Source organism: Massilia hydrophila (genome assembly GCF_020208145.1).
In the GTDB taxonomy this organism is placed as follows: Bacteria; Pseudomonadota; Gammaproteobacteria; order Burkholderiales; family Burkholderiaceae_D; genus Telluria; species Telluria hydrophila.
Genome location: NZ_JAHYBX010000001.1, coordinates 929,479 through 945,933, shown reverse-complemented (window position 1 = coordinate 945,933; position 16,455 = coordinate 929,479). Strand labels below are relative to the sequence as shown.

Annotated in this window: 15 protein-coding genes; 5 read left to right on the top strand and 10 right to left on the bottom strand. The window is 66.7% G+C overall.

What is annotated here, in order from left to right:
- Window positions 1-5 precede the first annotated feature (5 nt).
- The 3 genes from LE190_RS04325 to apbC form a co-directional block, all read right to left on the bottom strand.
- A complete protein-coding gene (locus LE190_RS04325; protein WP_225237541.1) occupies window positions 6-2,522 on the bottom strand; it encodes a diguanylate cyclase in 2,517 nt (838 codons plus the stop codon).
- A 180-nt stretch (window positions 2,523-2,702) separates the two neighbouring features.
- Entirely contained in the window at window positions 2,703-3,728 is a 1,026-nt protein-coding gene (locus LE190_RS04320) for an RNA methyltransferase (protein ID WP_225237540.1), read from the bottom strand.
- 39 nt (window positions 3,729-3,767) lie between these two features.
- Window positions 3,768-4,856: an iron-sulfur cluster carrier protein ApbC gene (apbC, locus tag LE190_RS04315; protein ID WP_225237539.1), complete on the bottom strand. Its 1,089-nt coding sequence runs from the start codon at window positions 4,854-4,856 to the stop codon at window positions 3,768-3,770.
- A 173-nt stretch (window positions 4,857-5,029) separates the two neighbouring features.
- Between apbC and metG the strand changes: the two genes are divergently transcribed.
- The 5 genes from metG (at window position 5,030) to panC (ending at window position 10,701) form a co-directional block, all read left to right on the top strand.
- Window positions 5,030-7,171, top strand: a complete 2,142-nt coding sequence (gene metG, locus LE190_RS04310; protein ID WP_229516857.1) for a methionine--tRNA ligase — start codon at window positions 5,030-5,032, stop codon at window positions 7,169-7,171.
- Between the two features lie 166 nt (window positions 7,172-7,337).
- Window positions 7,338-8,660 carry an enoyl ACP reductase FabMG family protein gene (locus LE190_RS04305; protein ID WP_225237537.1) on the top strand — a complete coding sequence of 441 codons (1,323 nt, stop codon included), beginning with the start codon at window positions 7,338-7,340 and terminating at the stop codon, window positions 8,658-8,660.
- Between the two features lie 58 nt (window positions 8,661-8,718).
- Entirely contained in the window at window positions 8,719-8,928 is a 210-nt protein-coding gene (locus LE190_RS04300; protein WP_224942154.1) for a DUF3460 family protein, read from the top strand.
- 18 nt (window positions 8,929-8,946) lie between these two features.
- Window positions 8,947-9,834 carry a segregation and condensation protein A gene (locus LE190_RS04295; RefSeq protein ID WP_224942156.1) on the top strand — a complete coding sequence of 296 codons (888 nt, stop codon included), beginning with the start codon at window positions 8,947-8,949 and terminating at the stop codon, window positions 9,832-9,834.
- A 27-nt stretch (window positions 9,835-9,861) separates the two neighbouring features.
- Window positions 9,862-10,701, top strand: coding sequence for a pantoate--beta-alanine ligase (gene panC / locus LE190_RS04290; RefSeq protein WP_225237536.1), 840 nt, complete (start codon window positions 9,862-9,864; stop codon window positions 10,699-10,701).
- Between the two features lie 168 nt (window positions 10,702-10,869).
- On the opposite strand, the gene LE190_RS04285 is transcribed toward panC, so the two are convergent.
- The 7 genes from LE190_RS04285 to LE190_RS04255 form a co-directional block, all read right to left on the bottom strand.
- Complete coding sequence (locus LE190_RS04285) at window positions 10,870-12,075, bottom strand: EAL and HDOD domain-containing protein (protein ID WP_225237535.1); 1,206 nt, start codon at window positions 12,073-12,075, stop codon at window positions 10,870-10,872.
- Between the two features lie 52 nt (window positions 12,076-12,127).
- On the bottom strand, window positions 12,128-12,790 hold the full coding sequence (gene cheZ, locus LE190_RS04280) for a protein phosphatase CheZ (protein ID WP_225237534.1): 663 nt from the start codon (window positions 12,788-12,790) through the stop codon (window positions 12,128-12,130).
- A gap of 1 nt (window position 12,791) precedes the next feature.
- Entirely contained in the window at window positions 12,792-13,190 is a 399-nt protein-coding gene (cheY, locus tag LE190_RS04275; protein WP_005666673.1) for a chemotaxis response regulator CheY, read from the bottom strand.
- 121 nt (window positions 13,191-13,311) lie between these two features.
- Window positions 13,312-14,373 carry a protein-glutamate methylesterase/protein-glutamine glutaminase gene (locus LE190_RS04270; RefSeq protein WP_224942170.1) on the bottom strand — a complete coding sequence of 354 codons (1,062 nt, stop codon included), beginning with the start codon at window positions 14,371-14,373 and terminating at the stop codon, window positions 13,312-13,314.
- A gap of 32 nt (window positions 14,374-14,405) precedes the next feature.
- Window positions 14,406-15,002, bottom strand: a complete 597-nt coding sequence (cheD, locus tag LE190_RS04265; protein ID WP_225237533.1) for a chemoreceptor glutamine deamidase CheD — start codon at window positions 15,000-15,002, stop codon at window positions 14,406-14,408.
- A gap of 33 nt (window positions 15,003-15,035) precedes the next feature.
- Window positions 15,036-15,893: a CheR family methyltransferase gene (locus tag LE190_RS04260; RefSeq protein ID WP_225237532.1), complete on the bottom strand. Its 858-nt coding sequence runs from the start codon at window positions 15,891-15,893 to the stop codon at window positions 15,036-15,038.
- A 58-nt stretch (window positions 15,894-15,951) separates the two neighbouring features.
- On the bottom strand, window positions 15,952-16,452 hold the full coding sequence (locus tag LE190_RS04255) for a chemotaxis protein CheW (RefSeq protein ID WP_225237531.1): 501 nt from the start codon (window positions 16,450-16,452) through the stop codon (window positions 15,952-15,954).
- Between the last annotated feature and the right edge of the window lie 3 nt (window positions 16,453-16,455).

Sequence of the window (16,455 nt, the reverse complement as noted above, 5' to 3'; positions counted from 1 at the left end):
CCGCCTTAATGCAGCACCAGCGGCGCGGTCCCCCCGTTCGCCCCCGCCCTCGCCCCCGCCCCCGCCTCCACGTCGACCCCGCCCTGGCGCGCCAGCATGGCGGCCACTCCCGCCGGCGGCAGCGGCCGCGCAAACAGGTAGCCCTGGGCGACGTCGCAACCCATCGCGCACAGGTCGGCCAGCTGCTCGGGCGTCTCGACCGCCTCGGCGATCACGTTCAGGCCCAGGCGGTGCGCCATCGCCACGATCGCCTCGGCCAGCGCGTACGAGCGGCCATCCCTGGATCCACCGTCCGTGCCTGTGCCCGCGCGCGCCGCCAGCCGGCGCACGAACAGGCCGTCCATCTTGAGGATGTCCACCGGCAGCTCGGACAGGTAGTTCAGGCTCGAATAGCCGGTGCCGAAATCGTCGATCGAGACCAGCACCCCGGCCTGGCGCAACTGGTTCATCAGCGCGCAGTTGGCGTCCAGGTCTTCGATCAGCATGCCCTCGGTGATCTCGAGGTCGAGGCAGCGCGCCGGCATGCCCGTCTCGCGCAGGATGGCGAGCACGCGCGCCAGCAAGGCCGGCTCCTTCAGCTGGCGCGCCGACAGGTTGACCGCGGTCTTGATTTCCGGGAGCCCGGCCGCGCGCCAGGCGCGGTTCTGCAGGCAGGCGGTGCGCAGCGCCCAGTCGCCGATCGGGACGATCATCCCGGTTTCCTCGGCCAGCGGGATGAAGCGTCCGGGCGCCACCAGGCCGTATTCCGGATGCTGCCAGCGCAGCAGCGCCTCTACCCCGACAACGCGCCGCGTCGCCAGGTCGACCTGCGGCTGGTATTCGAGGAACAGCTGACCCTGGGCCAGGGCGTCGCGCAGGCCATTCTTGAGGGCCATGCGCTCGCTCTGCGGCTGGGCCCAGTCGCCGGAATACACCTGCACGCTGTTTTCGCCCATGCGCTTGGCGCCGCGCATGGCGCTGTCGGCGCGCCGCAGCAGCGCATCGAGGTCGCAGTCGGCCGCCGGGTACAGGGCCACGCCCACCGCCAGCGTCACGAAGCACTCGCGCCCGCCGACCACCAGCGGCAGGCCGAAGCGGTCCAGGATCTTCTCGGCCACCGCCTGGGCGTCGGAAGCGAACACCAGGTCTTCCAGCAGCGCGATGAACTCGTCGCCGCTCCAGCGGCCCACGGAATCGGTGGCGCGCAGGCACTGGCGGATCGCCTGGCCCGCCTGGCTCAGCAGGGCGTCGCCCGCCTCGCAGCCGAGGGCGTGGTTGATCTCCTTGAAGCCATTGATGTTAAGCAGCAGCAGGGCCACCAGGCGGCGGTTGCCGCTGGCCCGCCGCATGGCGTCGCGCAGGCGCTCGCGCAGCAGCTTGCGGCTGAGCAGGCCGGTGAGCTGGTCGCAGCCGGTGCCGCCTTCCGCGCCAGGGCGACTGTCCGGCAGCAGCGCCGGCAGCCCTTCGTCGGACTCGTGGCATTGCACCCGGTTGCGGCCGAGCGCCTTGGCCAGGTAGAGCGCCTCGTCCGCGCGCGCGATGGTGTGCGCGCTCGGCTCCCCGGGACGGTAGGCGGCCACGCCGACCGACACGGTGAGGGTGATGAGCTCGGCGTCGTGCCCGCCGCCATCCTCGGCGCCAGTCCCGGTCGCGCAGCGCAGGCCGGCGGTGGCGATCCGGACGCGCTCGGCCAGCACCAGCGCGTCCGGCACCGGGGTCTCGGGCAGCATCAGCAGGAACTCCTCGCCGCCATAGCGCCCGAACGCATCGCTGGCGCGGATCTCGCCCTTCACCGCCTGGGCGAAGCTGCGCAGCACCTGGTCGCCTGCCCCATGCCCATAGGTGTCGTTGATGCGCTTGAAGAAGTCGATGTCGAACAGGCACAGGCAGAATGGCCGTGCGCTGCGGTCGCTGCGTTCCTTTTCCCGCTCGACCAGGCCGAGCAGGAAACGGCGGTTGTGGCAGCCCGTGAGTTCGTCGCGGATCGCCAGTTCATTGATGGTCGCCATCGCGCTTTGCAGCCGGACGAAGCCTTCGGTCTTGGTCAGCTCGAACAGCAGCACGAAGCCCAGCACCACCACGAACAGGCCGAGGTCGCATACCAGGTAGAGCAGCGGCATGTCCAGCACCGGCCCTTCCGGCAGCGGCGGCGCCAGCAGGCCGAAGGCGGGCAGGCCCCACAGCGCGGCCGCGGCGACGCAGCTCATCGCCAGCCACGCCAGGGCGCAGGCTGGCCCGCCGAGGAACATCGCCACCACCGGCGCCGTCAACAGCCAGCTGGCGGTGGGCGAATGGATGCCGCCCAGGAACCAGCTGAGCCAGACCAGGTTGAAGAACAGCGCGCTCAGGTAGAGGTCGCGCGCCAGCGCGATGCTGCCGCTCAGGCGCAGTATGGGCGGCGCCAGCAGCATCACCAGGGATGCCGCGAGGATTTCGAGCGCCGCCAGTTCCTGGCCCAGCATCCAGTAGACCAGGGCGTAGGCCGGTCCGGCGATGGCCGCCAGCAGCGACGCATTGATGACGTTTTCGGCGCGCGCAAGCACGGCGACGTCCTGCCGCAGGTCGGCCGGTATGAACCGGTGGGCAACGTCGAGGTAATATCCACGCCACCCTTTTGTGCTGCTGTCGCTCATCGGAGTCCCATGCGCCACACACGAAGCTCCGAGTGTAGGCAAGAAATTTCCTCTGATCTTTAATTTCAAACAGGAATTTCTCGAAAGCGTTCAAGCCTGTCGTAGCGGGATGCGGCGCGCCGGCTGCGCCCGCGCGCGCAGCTGGCCGCAGCCGCCGTCGACCTCTTGCCCGGCCGAGTCGCGCAGGGTGGTCAAGACCCCGCGTGCCCTCAACCCGGCCGCGATGTCCCGCGCCCGTTCCCAGCTGGGACGGCGATAGGCCAGTTCCGGCACCGTGTTATAAGGGATCATGTTGAGGATGGCGTACTTGCCGCGCAACAGTTCGACGATGCCGTCCAGCTCTTCCGGCCCATCGTTGACGCCTTCGAGCAAGGTCCACTGGTACTGGACCGGATAGCCGGACAGGCGCGCATAGCGCTCGCCATGTTCGGCCAGGTCGCGCGGTTCCAGTTGCGGCGCGCGCGGCAGCAACTCGGCGCGCAGCGCGGCGCGGGTGCTGTGCAGCGACAGCGCCAGCGCCGGCCTGACCCGCGCCTCGGCCAGGCGCTCGAAAGCGCGCAGGTCGCCCACCGTCGAGAACACCAGGTTCTTGTGCGCGATGCCGGCCTCGGTGCCGAGCAGCTCGATCGCTTCCATCACGTTGTCGAGGTTATGCGAGGGCTCGCCCATGCCCATGAACACCACTTTCTTCACGGGGCGGCGGGCGCGCGCCAGCACCACCTGGGCCACGATCTCGCCGCTCGTCACCTGGCGCAGCAGGCCGTCGCGGCCGGTCATGCAGAAGCGGCAGCCGACCGCGCAGCCGACCTGGCTCGACACGCACACCCCGTCGCGCGGCAACAGCACGGTCTCGACCATCTGGCCATCGCCCAGGGCGAGCAGGAGCCGCTCGGAACCGTCGGCGGCCGGGTGGCGCGATACCAGCCGCACCAGCGCCGCCAGCTCCGCGTCCAGCGCCGGCAGCGCCGCGCGCACCGGTTTCGGCAGGAAGTCGGAAGCGGGACGGCGCCCGCGCTCGTGGGCCGCACCCTGCACCCAGTCGCGCAGCACGCGCTCCTGGTGCAGCGGCAGCGCGCCGAGCGCCGCCAGGCGGGCGCGGATGGCGGAGATGCGCATTGCCTAGTAAAGCCGGAATTTGACCAACTGGTAAAAAACTTAGTCGTTCCTGACCACGATGCTCGGGAACTTGCTGCTCATGTCCTTCGCCTTCTCGGCTACCTTGACCGCCACCTTGCGCGCGATCTCCTTGTAGATGGTGGCCACCGGGCCTTCCGGATCGGCGACCACGGTCGGCCGGCCGGAATCGGTCTGCTCGCGGATCGACAGGTTCAGTGGCAGCTTGCCGAGGAAGTCGACGCCGAAATCGCGGCACATCTTCTCGCCGCCGCCGGCCCCGAAGATCTCCTCGTGGTGGCCGCAGTTGGAACAGATATGGGTGCTCATGTTCTCGACCACGCCGATGATCGGGATGCCGACCTTCTCGAACATCTTGAGGCCCTTGCGCGCGTCGAGCAGGGCGATGTCCTGCGGGGTGGTGACGATCACGGCGCCGGTGACCGGCACCTTCTGCGACAGGGTCAGCTGGATGTCGCCGGTGCCGGGGGGCATGTCGACGATCAGGTAATCGAGGTCGCGCCAGTTGGTCTGCTCGAGCAGCTGCTGCAGGGCGCCGGTGACCATCGGACCGCGCCACACCATCGGCTCGTCCGGATCGATCATGAAGCCGATCGACGAGACCTGCACGCCGTGGTTCTCCAGCGGCTCCATGGTCTTGCCGTCGCGGCTCTCGGGGCGTCCATTAATCCCCAACATCATCGGCTGCGAAGGGCCGTAGATGTCGGCGTCCAGGATGCCGACGCTGGCGCCCTCGGCGCTCAGGGCCAGCGCCAGGTTGACCGCGGTGGTCGACTTGCCGACCCCGCCCTTGCCGGAGGCCACGGCAATGATGTTCTTCACGTTCGGCATCAGCTTCAGGCCGCGCTGGACCGCGTGCGACAGCACCTTGGTATACACCTTCGCGCTCACCTTGCCCACGCCCGGCAGCGTCTGCGCGCCGGCCACGACGCGCTCGCGGATGCTGGCCAGCTGGCTGGCCGCCGGATAGCCCAGTTCCACGTCGAACGCGAGGTCGGCGCCCGAGATCTGGATATTCTTGATGGACCTGGAAGAAACGAAATCCTTCCCGGTATTCGGATCGATAACCGCCGACAGGACCGCCTTGACGTCGTTCTCAGTGATGCTCATGTAGTTCTCCATGGTGAGGGCCGCAGTGTAGCGCAAAATGCCACATTGCTCGTACTGCCCCGCCGCCAGGCGCGTCGCGCACCGGAAAGCGGCGGCGGCGCTTGCAGCGTCCTGCGCATGGGGGCCTTCCGCTGTTAAAATGCATCTTTTCCCAAACTCATAGCGCTTCGACCATGACCCGCAAGCTGTTCGTCACCACCGCCCTGCCCTACGCCAACGCTGCCTTCCACATCGGCCACATGATGGAATACATCCAGGCCGACATCTGGGTCCGGTTCCAGCGCATGCAGCGCGACGCCGACGGCCAGCCGCGCCAGGTGCACTTCGTCTGCGCCGACGACACCCACGGCACCCCGATCATGATCGCGGCCGAAAAGGAAGGCATCACCCCGCAGGAATTCGTGGCCAAGATCGCCGCTGGCCGCCCGCAATACCTGGACGGCTTCCACATCGCTTTTGACAACTGGTATTCCACCGATTCGCCGGAAAACGTGGCGCTGTCGCAGGGCATCTACCGCAAGCTGGTTGAGGCCGGCCTGATCGTCACCAAGACCGTGGACCGCTTCTACGATCCGGTCAAGGGCATGTTCCTGGCCGACCGCAACATCAAGGGCGAATGCCCGACCTGCCATGCCAAGGACCAGTACGGCGACAACTGCGAAGTCTGCGGCGCTGCCTACCAGCCGACCGAACTGATCAACCCGTTCTCGGTCTTCACCGGCTCGACCCCGATCCTGAAGCCTTCGGAACAGTATTTCTTCAAGCTGTCCGATCCGCGCTGCTACGCCTTCCTCAAGGAATGGCTGAACACCCCGGGCCGCCTGCAGCCGGAAATGGTGAACAAGGTCTCGGAATGGCTGGGCGAATCCGGCGAGAAGCTGGCCGACTGGGACATCTCGCGCGACGCGCCCTATTTCGGCATCCCGATCCCGGACGCGCCAGGCAAGTTCTTCTATGTGTGGCTGGACGCGCCGGTCGGCTACCTGGCCTCGCTGAAGAACTATTTTTCAAAGAAAGGCATCGACTACGAGGCCTTCCTGAACGACCCGGCCGCCGAACAGGTCCACTTCATCGGCAAGGACATCGTCTCCTTCCACCTGCTGTTCTGGCCGGCGATGCTGAACTTCTCGCAGCACCCGATCATCGACAAGCTGAAAGTGGCGGTGCACGGCCACCTCACCGTCAACAATGAAAAGATGTCGAAGTCGCGCGGCACCGGTATCTCGCCGCTGCGCTACCTGGAACTGGGCATGAACCCGGAATGGCTGCGCTACTACCTGGCATTCAAGCTCAACGCCAAGGTGGAAGACCTGGACTTCAACGGCGAGGACTTCGTCGCCCGCGTCAACAGCGACCTGATCGGCAAGTACATCAACATCGCCAGCCGCTGCGCCGGCTTCATCGCCAAGCGTTTCGACGGCAAGCTGGCCGACAGCCTGTCGGAATCGGCCAAGGCCTGGATCTGCAAGGCCCTGATGGTCGACGGCGCCGAGCGCCAGGCCAGCATCGCAGCAAGCTTCGAGGCGCGCGAATACGGCCGCGCGATGCGCGAGATCATGGAGATCGCCGACATCGTCAACCAGTACGTGGACGAGAACAAGCCCTGGCTGCTGGCCAAGGACGATAGCAAGCTGGCCGAACTGCACGACGTCTGCACCACGGCCCTGATCCTGTTCCGCCAGCTGTCGATCATGCTGTCGCCGGTGCTGCCGCACGTGGCCGCGCGCGTGGCCGGCTTCCTCGGCGACGAAGCCCTGGACTGGAGCGACACCCATGGCGCCGCCGTCTATGAAAGCATGCTGGGCCGCGCGATCGGCGCCTACAGCCACCTGATGCAGCGTGTCGACGCCAAGATGGTCGAGAACCTGTTCGACAAGCCGCCCGCGCCGGCCCTGGCTGCGCCGGCCGCTGCCGAACAGGCTGCGCCTCTGGCGGCGGACGCCCCGGCAGCCGAGGCCATCGAGGACCTGGCGCCGGAAATCTCGATCGACGACTTCCTGAAGGTCGACCTGCGGGTGGCCAGGATCGTCAACTGCGAGCACGTCGAGGGTGCCGGCAAGCTGCTGCGCCTGACCCTGGACGTGGGCGAAGGCCGCTACCGCAACGTGTTCTCGGGCATCAAGTCGGCCTACCAGCCGGAACAACTGGTCGGCAAGCTGACCGTGATGGTCGCCAACCTGGCGCCGCGCAAGATGAAGTTCGGCGTCTCCGAAGGCATGGTGCTGTGCGCATCAAGCGCCGACGAGAAGGCCAACCCGGGCCTGTACCTGCTCGATCCGATGCCGGGCGCGACCCCGGGCATGCGCATCCGCTGAGCGGGTAAAGCCCGTCCGTGGCGCCTTGGCGCCGCCGCCTCGGGCGGCGGCCGAAATCAATCCGGGGGCCTGTTGCAGCGTTATAATGGCGCGTTTTCTCTGAACCTCGCGCCCCTACGGCCACGCCGGCAGGCCTTTTCAGACTCACGACAAGGTAGATAACAAGATGACCGAATTCACCCCTCTCCGCCATATCCCGCAAGCCAACGTGTTCCGCAAGGGCGACGTGTTCGTCCTGTTCGGCGAACTGTTCGGCCGCGGCTATGTCAATGGCTTGATCGACGAGGCGCGCCAGGCCGGCATGACGGTCGTCGGCATCACCGTCGGCCGCCGCGACGAGGGCGGCGCCCTGCGCGCGCTTACCGCCGAAGAGCTGCTTGAGGCGGAAGAGAAGCTCGGCGGCAAGATCATCAACCTGCCGCTGATGGCCGGTTTCGACATGGATGCGCCGGAGGGCGAGCAGAACCCGACCGAGATGCTGTCCGGGATTACGCTCAAGAGCTGGCAGGAAGACAAGCTGGACTGGGAAAAGATCGAGCGCTGCCGCGAAGCCGGCGTGCGCCGCTTCACCACCACGGCCGCGACCGTGATGGCGGAAATCGACAAGCTGGTGCCGGACGGCGCGAACGTGTTCTTCGCCCACACCATGGCCGGCGGCATCCCCAAGATCAAGGCCTTCCTGGCCATTGCCAACCGCATCTACAAGGGCCGCGGCGAGCGCTTCATGTCCTCGCGCGCCCTGCTCGACAGCGACCTGGGCAAGCTGATCCTGATGAACTTCGACGAAGTCACGGCCAACACCCTGAAGTACCTGATCGATGCGTCCAGCACGATCCGCGAGCGCGTGACGGGGGCCGGCGGCGAGGTGCGCTACACCGCCTACGGCTACCACGGTACCGAGATCCTGATCGGCGGCCAGTATGTGTGGCAGACCTATACCAACTACACCCAGGGCTACGCCAAGATGCGACTGGAGTCGATCGCCCAGGCCGCCTGGAACGCGGGCGTGCATGCGACCGTGTTCAACTGCCCGGAAATCCGTACCAATTCCTCCGACATCTTCGTAGGCGTCGAACTGTCGCTGTTCCCCCTGCTCACCGCGCTGAAGAAGGAAGGCGGCGGCGCCTGGGCCGAGCAGCAGTGGCAGATCTGCCAGGACCTGCTGGGCGAAGGCGTTTCGCTGCAATCGCTGCTCGAGACCATCGAGCGCTACAACAACGACGCCACCAGCGCCGAGTTCCGCAACTTCGAGGCCTGGCCGATGGACAACACCCCGGCCCTGGCCGAGGTCATGATCGGCACCTCGGAACAGGTCACCGCCCTGCACAAGGACCGCAAGGCCCTGATCACCGATCACCTGTCGAGCCTCGTGCTGGAAGGCGCCGGTCCCCTGATGTTCCATGGTGCCTCGGAAAAGATCGCACCGGTACTGTGGCTCAGCCACGACATCATCGCGCGTCAGCTGAACGAACTGCACCGCCAGGCTTGACGCAGCCATGCCGGGGCGGAAGAATCTGCCCCGGCCACTTTATTTCTCTCTAAAAACCATGTTCTTCAAGAAACAACATTCGCTGTACGAGTCCGAGCACACCAAGTTCATCAAGGAACTGAAGGCCAAGCACCCGGGCATGGACGCGCGCCAGGTGGAAGGCCGCGCCCTGCTGTGGGACAAGGCGCCGCTGTCGCTGGACGAGCAGGAGCGCATCCAGCAGTCGCGCCTGCGCCAGCAGGCCTATCCGTACCAGACCAAGGTCTGAGGCCGGGGAAGCGCTCCCATGCTGCCAGTGCAGGCCGCGCCCGGTGCGCCGGCCGATTCCGGGCTGGTGGCGGAGCACGATCCCGCGAGCCATGATGCCGGCCTGAACGCGGCCGCCGACGCGGCCGAGGCCAGCATCGCGCGCCTGTACGGCGAACCCCTGCTGCGCCTGCCAAGCGACCTGTACATTCCGCCGGACGCGCTCGAGGTCTTCCTCGATGCCTTCGAGGGACCGCTCGACCTGCTGCTGTACCTGATCCGCAAGCAGAACTTCAACATCCTCGACATCCCGATGGCGCAGGTGACCCTGCAATACCTGGAGTACGTCGAGCAGATCCGCCAGCGCAACCTGGAACTGGCCGCCGAGTACCTGCTCATGGCGGCCATGCTGATCGAGATCAAGTCGAGGATGCTGCTGCCCAAGCGCCAGGATGACCTGGTCGAGGACGCCGGCGACCCGCGCGCGGAACTGGTGCGGCGCCTGCTCGACTACGAGCAGATCAAGGCGGCCGCCCTGGCGCTCGGCGCCCTGCCCCAGGAAGGCCGCGATTTCGTGCGGCCCCAGCTGTTCGTGGAACAGGGCCTGGCGCCCAGCCTGCCGGACGTCGATCCCTGGGACCTGCAGCGCGCCTGGCTCGAGGTGCTGCGCCGCGCCAAGCTGACCCAGCACCACCGGATCGGGCGCCAGGAACTGTCCGTGCGCGAGCACATGTCGGCCATCCTGCGCACCCTGCAGGCGCAGCGCTTCGTCGAATTTTCCGAACTCTTCGCCGGCCAGGGCACGGTGCCGATCGTGGTTGTACACTTTGTCGCCATGCTCGAACTGGCGAAGGAAACCCTGATCGAGATCACCCAGGCCGAACCGTTCGCCCCCATCTACGTGCGCCTGGCCTATTCGCCGGCCTGAGCCGTCACACTTACCGCTTCCGATACCATGAAAATCATCTCCTCCATCGACGAACTGCGCGACCAGCTGCGCGGCCAGCTGCGCACCGCCTTCGTGCCGACGATGGGCAACCTGCACGAAGGCCACCTGTCCCTGATGCGCCTGGCGCGCCGCCATGGCGATCCGGTGGTTGCCTCGATCTTCGTCAACCGCTTGCAGTTCGGCCCCAACGAGGACTTCGACAAATACCCGCGCACCTTCCAGGCCGACGTGGAAAAGCTGGAAAAGGAAGGCGTCTACGTGCTGTTCGCGCCGACCGAGAAGGACATGTACCCGGAGCCGCAGGAATACCGCGTGCGTCCGCCGGAGGGCCTGGGCAATACGCTGGAAGGCGAGTTCCGTCCCGGCTTCTTCGACGGCGTGTGCACCGTGGTGACCAAGCTGTTCTCCTGCGTCCAGCCGCGCGTGGCGGTGTTCGGCAAAAAGGATTACCAGCAGCTGATGATCGTTCGTAACATGGCGCGCCAGTTCGCGCTGCCCACCGAGATCATCGGCGCCGAGACCTTCCGCGCCGAGGACGGCCTGGCGCTGTCCTCGCGCAACGGCTACCTGTCGAGCCAGGAGCGGCAGGAAGCGCCGGTCCTGTACCAGCAGCTGAACGCCGTCGCCGAGGCGATGCGCGCCGGCAGCCGCGACCCGCTGGCAGTCGAGCGCCAGGCCATGGAGCACCTCGCCGCGCGCGGCTGGCAGCCGGATTACGTGTCGATCCGCAAGCGCATGGACCTGCAGGCGCCGAGCGTGGCGGAACTGGAAGCGGGTGCGCCGCTGGTGGTGCTGGCCGCGGCCAAGCTGGGCAATACGCGCCTGATCGACAACCTGGAAATCTGAGGCGATCCGTACGGTGGCGGGCCGCATCCGCCGCGGCAACCCGTAGGGTGGGCAGATTTCCTGCCCACGCGGTGATCGTCAGGTGATGAATATCCGCACGGGCAGCAGCACCGTGGTGTGGACGCGTGGGCGGGAGAACCCGCCCACCCTACGCAAGCGCGCGACGGCTCAGACGCCCACCGACTGGGCCCAGGACAGGGCCGACAGGTGGGCAATGTTCAGCTCCAGCGGACTGATGCCCAGTGACTCGGCCAGCGAAGCCACCAGCCGCGAGTTCAGCTCGCAGGCCTCGGCCAGCGCCAGGTAGGGGCCGTAGGGCCCTTCCCGCCCCAGCAGGGCCTTGACCACCTCGACCGGCAGCGGCACCGTGTCCAGCACTTCCTTCATGGGCAGGCCCAGCAGGCGGTCGAGCAGCGAGAACATGCCCGCCACAAACACATGTTCGCCCTCGCCGGGCAGGCGCTTCGCGGCGAGCAGCTCGGCCAGGCGCGCGCGCACCACCGCGGTTTCCATCAGCACCGGCGAATAGCCGCTCTGGCTGGCCGTCGCCAGCAACAGCACCAGCCAGCGGTACAGGGGCGCGTAGCCCATCAGCGCGATCGCCTGGCGCAGCGACTGCACCTCGCGCGCGGCCCCGAAGCCGGCCGAATTAATGTAGCGCAGCAGCTTGTAGATCAGCGCCGGATCGCGCTTGAGCACGTTTTCCAGGCGTGGTACGTCCTCGTTGTTCTGCACCATCTGCATCAGCTGCAGGATCACCTGCTGCGACGCGTTCATGCCCTTGACCAGATTGCCCGGACGCGGCGTCAGGTGCAGCTTGCCGACAAAGGCATCCAGGCCGAGCGCGGCGCAGGCGTCGAAATCGGCCCAGCTCGCCACCGGGCGGCCCACCATGCGCACCGCCGCGTGGCGCGCGGCGGCATAGCTGCGCGCCTGGGCCGCCACGTCCTGGCTGGCGAACTGCACTTCCAGGTAGGAGGCATACGGCGCCAGGTTGCGTCCCAGCAGCTTGGGATCGGCGCCGCGGATCGACACCCCGACCCCGCCCACCCGCACCGCCTGCACCGCAGCGCGCACGGCGGGGTCGGTGAACTTGCGGATGTGCAGGGTGAGGACGGTACGTTCCGGCGGCAGCGCGTGGAGGGCGTCGGTGGACAGCATTTCCGGCACCGCGTCCAGGAACAGGACCTTGTCGCGCAGCAGCCAGCCATGTTCGGGATGCTGGACGTGCTCGGCTACGAAGGCCAGCAGCGCTTCCAAGTGGGCGCTGCCGGCCAGCTTGCCGTCATGGTGCTGCCACGACAGCTCATAGCCGATCACGCGCTGCGCGGGGTCGAGCAGCGGCTCACGGACAATGAAATTGGTATGGTGCATGGCGGCGCGGGGAGAGTCTGGAGTCTGGAACGGGCACGCGGCCCGCGGGAGGTCAGAATCCGAGGCTGTCGAGCAGGTCGTCCACCTGGCCCTGGTCGGCCACCACTTCGCTCTTGCCTTCGGGATTGATCTGCGGCCCGTTGAGCAGGCCGTTGTCCAGCTCGCGCCGGATCTCGCTCGGCGCGAAATCGATCAGCACCTGCACCAGCTGCTGCTCGAGGTTCTGGGCAATGCCCGTGATACGGCTGATCACCTGGCCGGTCAGGTCCTGGAAGTCCTGGGCCATCATGATGTCCATCAGCTGGGCGCGGGTCGCCGCGGCGCCCTGGCGCGTCTCATCCAGCCCGGCCACGGTGCGCTGCGCCAGCGCCCGCCAGTCGGTCTCGGCGACGGCAGCGCCACTCGCCTCCTGGTCCAGCAGCGCCTGCCAGGAAGCGGACAGCTCGCCCGCGCGGCGCTCGATCGCGTCCTGCACCGGGCCGGCGGCGTCGGTAGCGTCCAGCACGCGCTTGGCGGCCTGTTCCGACAGGCGCGCCACGTAGTCGAGGCGGTCGCGCGCATCGGGGATGTCGCTGGCCGCCTTTTCGATCAGCTTGTCGAGTCCGAGGCCGCGCAGGCTGTCGTGCAGCGCGCGCGTCATGTGCCCGATACGGCTCAGCACCTCCTCGTGCGGCGCCCCCTGCTCGGCAAGCACGCCGTCCATCTGTTCCGACATCTCAGGCTCCGGCCTTGTCCAGTTTCTCGAAGATCTTGTTGAGCTTCTCGTCCAGGGTCGCGGCCGTGAACGGCTTGACCACGTAGCCGCTCGCGCCGGCCTGTGCGGCCGCGATGATGTTTTCCTTCTTCGCCTCGGCGGTGACCATCAGCACCGGCAGCTTGGCCAGTGCGGGATCGGCACGGATGTTCTGCAGCATGGTCAGGCCGTCCATGTTCGGCATGTTCCAGTCCGAGACCACGAAGTCGAAGGACTCGCTGCGCAGCTTGGCCAGGGCCATCACGCCGTCCTCGGCTTCGTCGACGTTGGCATAACCCAGTTCCTTCAACAGATTCCGGACGATGCGGCGCATCGTCGAGAAATCGTCAACCACCAGAAAACGCATCTTTGGATCTGCCATGAATTACTCCGTTTGAATCTTGTACTTTGGTTGAGTGGATGAGCACCGCATAAACAGGCTCAAGAATAGCATTTTTGTTGCTCTACGGCGATAAAATGGCGGCGATGGCACGCCATCCGGATCAAACACGCAACGCCCGGCTGCCCTGGGCCGCGAGATGTTCGAGCACCATCCGCGGCAGCTCGTTCAGGCTGCCGACCTCGTGCGCCGCGCCGAGGGCGATCGCCTCGCGCGGCATGCCGAACACGACGCAGCTGGCTTCGTCCTGGGCGAAATTGTGGGCGCCGGCCTGGCGCATCTCGAGCATGCCCGCCGCCCCGTCCTTGCCCATGCCGGTCAGGATAACACCGACCGCGTTCTTGCCCGCCGCCGCCGCCGCGCTGCGAAACAGCACGTCCACCGAAGGCCGGTGCCGGTTGACCGGCGGGCTCTGCTCGATGCGGGTCATGTAGTTGGCGCCGGAGCGCGCCAGCAGCAGGTGCGAGTGGCCCGGCGCGATGTAGGCGTGGCCCGGCAGCACCCGTTCGTTGCCGCTTGACTCCACCACGCTGATGCGGCACAGCGAATCGAGGCGCTTGGCGAACGAACTGGTGAAGCCTTCCGGCATGTGCTGGGTGATCAGGATGCCGGGGCAGTCCGACGGCATCTGCATCAGGAAGCTGCGGATCGCCTCGGTGCCGCCGGTGGACGCGCCGATGATGATCAGCTTTTCCGACGAGATCAAGGGGCTGCGCAGGGCCGACAGCTGGGGCGCCGGCGGCGCCCCCGGCGTCATGCGCCGGATGCGGGCGCGGCTGGCCGCGCGGATCTTGTCGGTAATCAGTTCCGTGTATTCGCGCATGCCGGTCTGGATCGAGATCTTCGGCTTGGTGACGAAGTCCACCGCGCCCAGTTCCAGCGCGCGCATGGTGATCTCGGAGCCGCGCTCGGTCAGCGAGGACACCATCAGCACCGGCATCGGGCGCAGGCGCATCAGCTTTTCCAGGAAGTCGAGGCCGTCCATCCGCGGCATCTCGACGTCCAGGGTCAGCACGTCGGGGTTGTGGCGCTTGATCAGTTCGCGCGCGACCAGGGGGTCGGGCGCGGTCGCCACGACTTCCATGTCGGGCTGGGAGTTGACGATTTCGCTCATCACGCTGCGGATCAGCGCGGAGTCGTCGACGATCAGTACCTTGATTGTCATGGGTCGTCCCTTTCAGGTCTTTCTTGTATTCTTCAGAACAGGTCGATGTCGCCGCCCACGGGTTCCACCCGCAGCCGCTTGGCGTAGTCGAGTTCGCGCTTGGCCAGCGTATCGTTCTGGGTCTGCATCAGCTTCTTCACCAGCACCTTGCCGGTCTTGGGGAAGAAATACACCTTGCGCGGATAGATGTCGTTCAGGTCCGAGGCCAGCACGGGAATCCGCTCGGTCTTCAGGAAACTGGTGACGAAGGCCGCGTTGCGTTCGCCCACGTTCATGGCCGTGAAGCCGCGCAGCACGGCCCCGCCGCCGAACACCTTCGCCTCCAGGTGGTCGCGCCGGGCGCCCGCCTTGAGCAGGTCGTTGATCAGGATCTCCATCGCGAAGCTGCCGTAGCGCATCGAGGCAGAGACCGGGCTGCCGCCGTCGCCGCCGCCATCGGGCAGCATGAAGTGGTTCATGCCGCCCAGGCCCGTCATCCGGTCGCGGATGCAGGCCGAGACGCAGGAGCCGAGCACGGTCACGATCAGCATGTCCTTGCCGGTGTAGTAGTACTCGCCCGGCAGGATCTTGGCGGCCTCGCAGTCGAAGGTGCGGTCGTAGTAGACGTTGGTGGCGAACTGGTTGTTCATGATCGGATCCGGTGCGGTGCGGTGCGGTGCAGCTTAGCGGCGCGAGGCCTGGTCCAGCTCGTACACGGTCTTGCCGCGCAGGCGCAGCGCATCCGACACGTACAGGAAGTTTTCGGAATGCCCGGCGAACAGCAGGGCATGCGGCTTCATCAGGGGAACGAAGCGCGCCAGGATGCGGCGCTGGGTTTCCTTGTCGAAGTAGATCATGACATTGCGGCAGAAGATGGCATCGAACTGCCCTTCCAGCGGCCAGTCGCCGGCCAGCAGGTTCAGCTGGCGGAAGCTGACCAGCTGGCGCAGTTCCGGGCGCACCCGCACCATGCCTTCGTTGGCGCCCTTGCCACGCAAGAAGAAGCGCTTCAGGCGCGCCGCCTCCAGGCGCTCGACCCGTTCCAGCGGATAGACGCCGGCCGCGCCGGTGCCCAGCACATTGGTGTCGATGTCGGTGGCGACGATCTGCACCGGCGGCGCCATTGTGCCGAAAGCTTCGCAGGCGGTCATCGCGATCGAATACGGTTCCTCGCCGGTGGACGCGGCCGAACACCAGATGGTGAAGGGCCGGCCGTCGCGGCGCTGCAGGCCCGCCAGCAGCTCGGCCAGCAGCGGGAAATGGTGGGCTTCGCGGAAGAACGAGGTCAGGTTGGTGGTCAGCGCATTGGTGAAGGCTTCCCACTCGGCGCCCAGGCGTCCCGCCTCCAGCTCGTCGAGGTAGCGCGCGAAGGACTGGATGCCGGTGGCGCGCAGGCGCCGCGCCAGGCGGCTGTAGACCATCTCCTGCTTGCTGTCCGCGAGCGAAATGCCGGCGCGCTGGTAGATCAGCGCGCGCACGCGTTCGAAGTCACTGCGCGTGAAGTCGAATTCCTTCGCCGTATCGGTTCTATGCTGCGGCACGTTCTGTCTCTTCCCTGGTATTGCTCTCTGCGTTGCGCGTGCCGGCTGGCCCCGGGTATCAGGCGGCCAGCTTGTCCATCAGGCCCATCTCGCTGGAGGACATCAGCTTGTCGATGTCGACCAGGATCAGCATGCGCTCGTCCACGGTGCCGAGGCCGATCATGTAGTCCGAGTTGAAGGCGGTGCCCATCTCCGGGGCCGGCTTGATCTGGTCCGGGGTCAAGGTGGTCACGTCCGACACGCTGTCGACCACCATGCCCATGATGCGCCCGCCGATGTTCAGGATGATCACCACCGTGAACTGGTCGTACACCGGGGTGCCGAGCTTGAACTTGATGCGCATGTCCACCACCGGGATGATGATGCCGCGCAGGTTGATCACGCCCTTGATGAATTCGGGAGCGTTGGCGATGCGGGTCACGGCTTCGTAGCCGCGGATCTCCTGCACCTTCAGGATATCGATCCCGTATTCCTCGGAACCGAGGGTGAAGGCCAGGAATTCGCTGCCGGCGCCTTCCGCGGCGCCGTCCAGGGGTTTGTTGTTCTGCACAGTCGACATGTT

Coding starts and splice junctions, on each gene's coding strand:
- apbC (WP_225237539.1), bottom strand. CDS start 4,856: ATGAGCATCACTGAGAACGACGTCAAGGCGGTCCTGTCGGCGGTTATC.
- cheZ (WP_225237534.1), bottom strand. CDS start 12,790: ATGTCGGAACAGATGGACGGCGTGCTTGCCGAGCAGGGGGCGCCGCAC.
- LE190_RS04255 (WP_225237531.1), bottom strand. CDS start 16,452: ATGTCGACTGTGCAGAACAACAAACCCCTGGACGGCGCCGCGGAAGGC.
- LE190_RS04320 (WP_225237540.1), bottom strand. CDS start 3,728: ATGCGCATCTCCGCCATCCGCGCCCGCCTGGCGGCGCTCGGCGCGCTG.
- LE190_RS04305 (WP_225237537.1), top strand. CDS start 7,338: ATGACCGAATTCACCCCTCTCCGCCATATCCCGCAAGCCAACGTGTTC.
- LE190_RS04295 (WP_224942156.1), top strand. CDS start 8,947: ATGCTGCCAGTGCAGGCCGCGCCCGGTGCGCCGGCCGATTCCGGGCTG.
- LE190_RS04270 (WP_224942170.1), bottom strand. CDS start 14,373: ATGACAATCAAGGTACTGATCGTCGACGACTCCGCGCTGATCCGCAGC.
- LE190_RS04285 (WP_225237535.1), bottom strand. CDS start 12,075: ATGCACCATACCAATTTCATTGTCCGTGAGCCGCTGCTCGACCCCGCG.
- cheY (WP_005666673.1), bottom strand. CDS start 13,190: ATGGCAGATCCAAAGATGCGTTTTCTGGTGGTTGACGATTTCTCGACG.
- cheD (WP_225237533.1), bottom strand. CDS start 15,002: ATGAACAACCAGTTCGCCACCAACGTCTACTACGACCGCACCTTCGAC.
- LE190_RS04300 (WP_224942154.1), top strand. CDS start 8,719: ATGTTCTTCAAGAAACAACATTCGCTGTACGAGTCCGAGCACACCAAG.
- panC (WP_225237536.1), top strand. CDS start 9,862: ATGAAAATCATCTCCTCCATCGACGAACTGCGCGACCAGCTGCGCGGC.
- metG (WP_229516857.1), top strand. CDS start 5,030: ATGACCCGCAAGCTGTTCGTCACCACCGCCCTGCCCTACGCCAACGCT.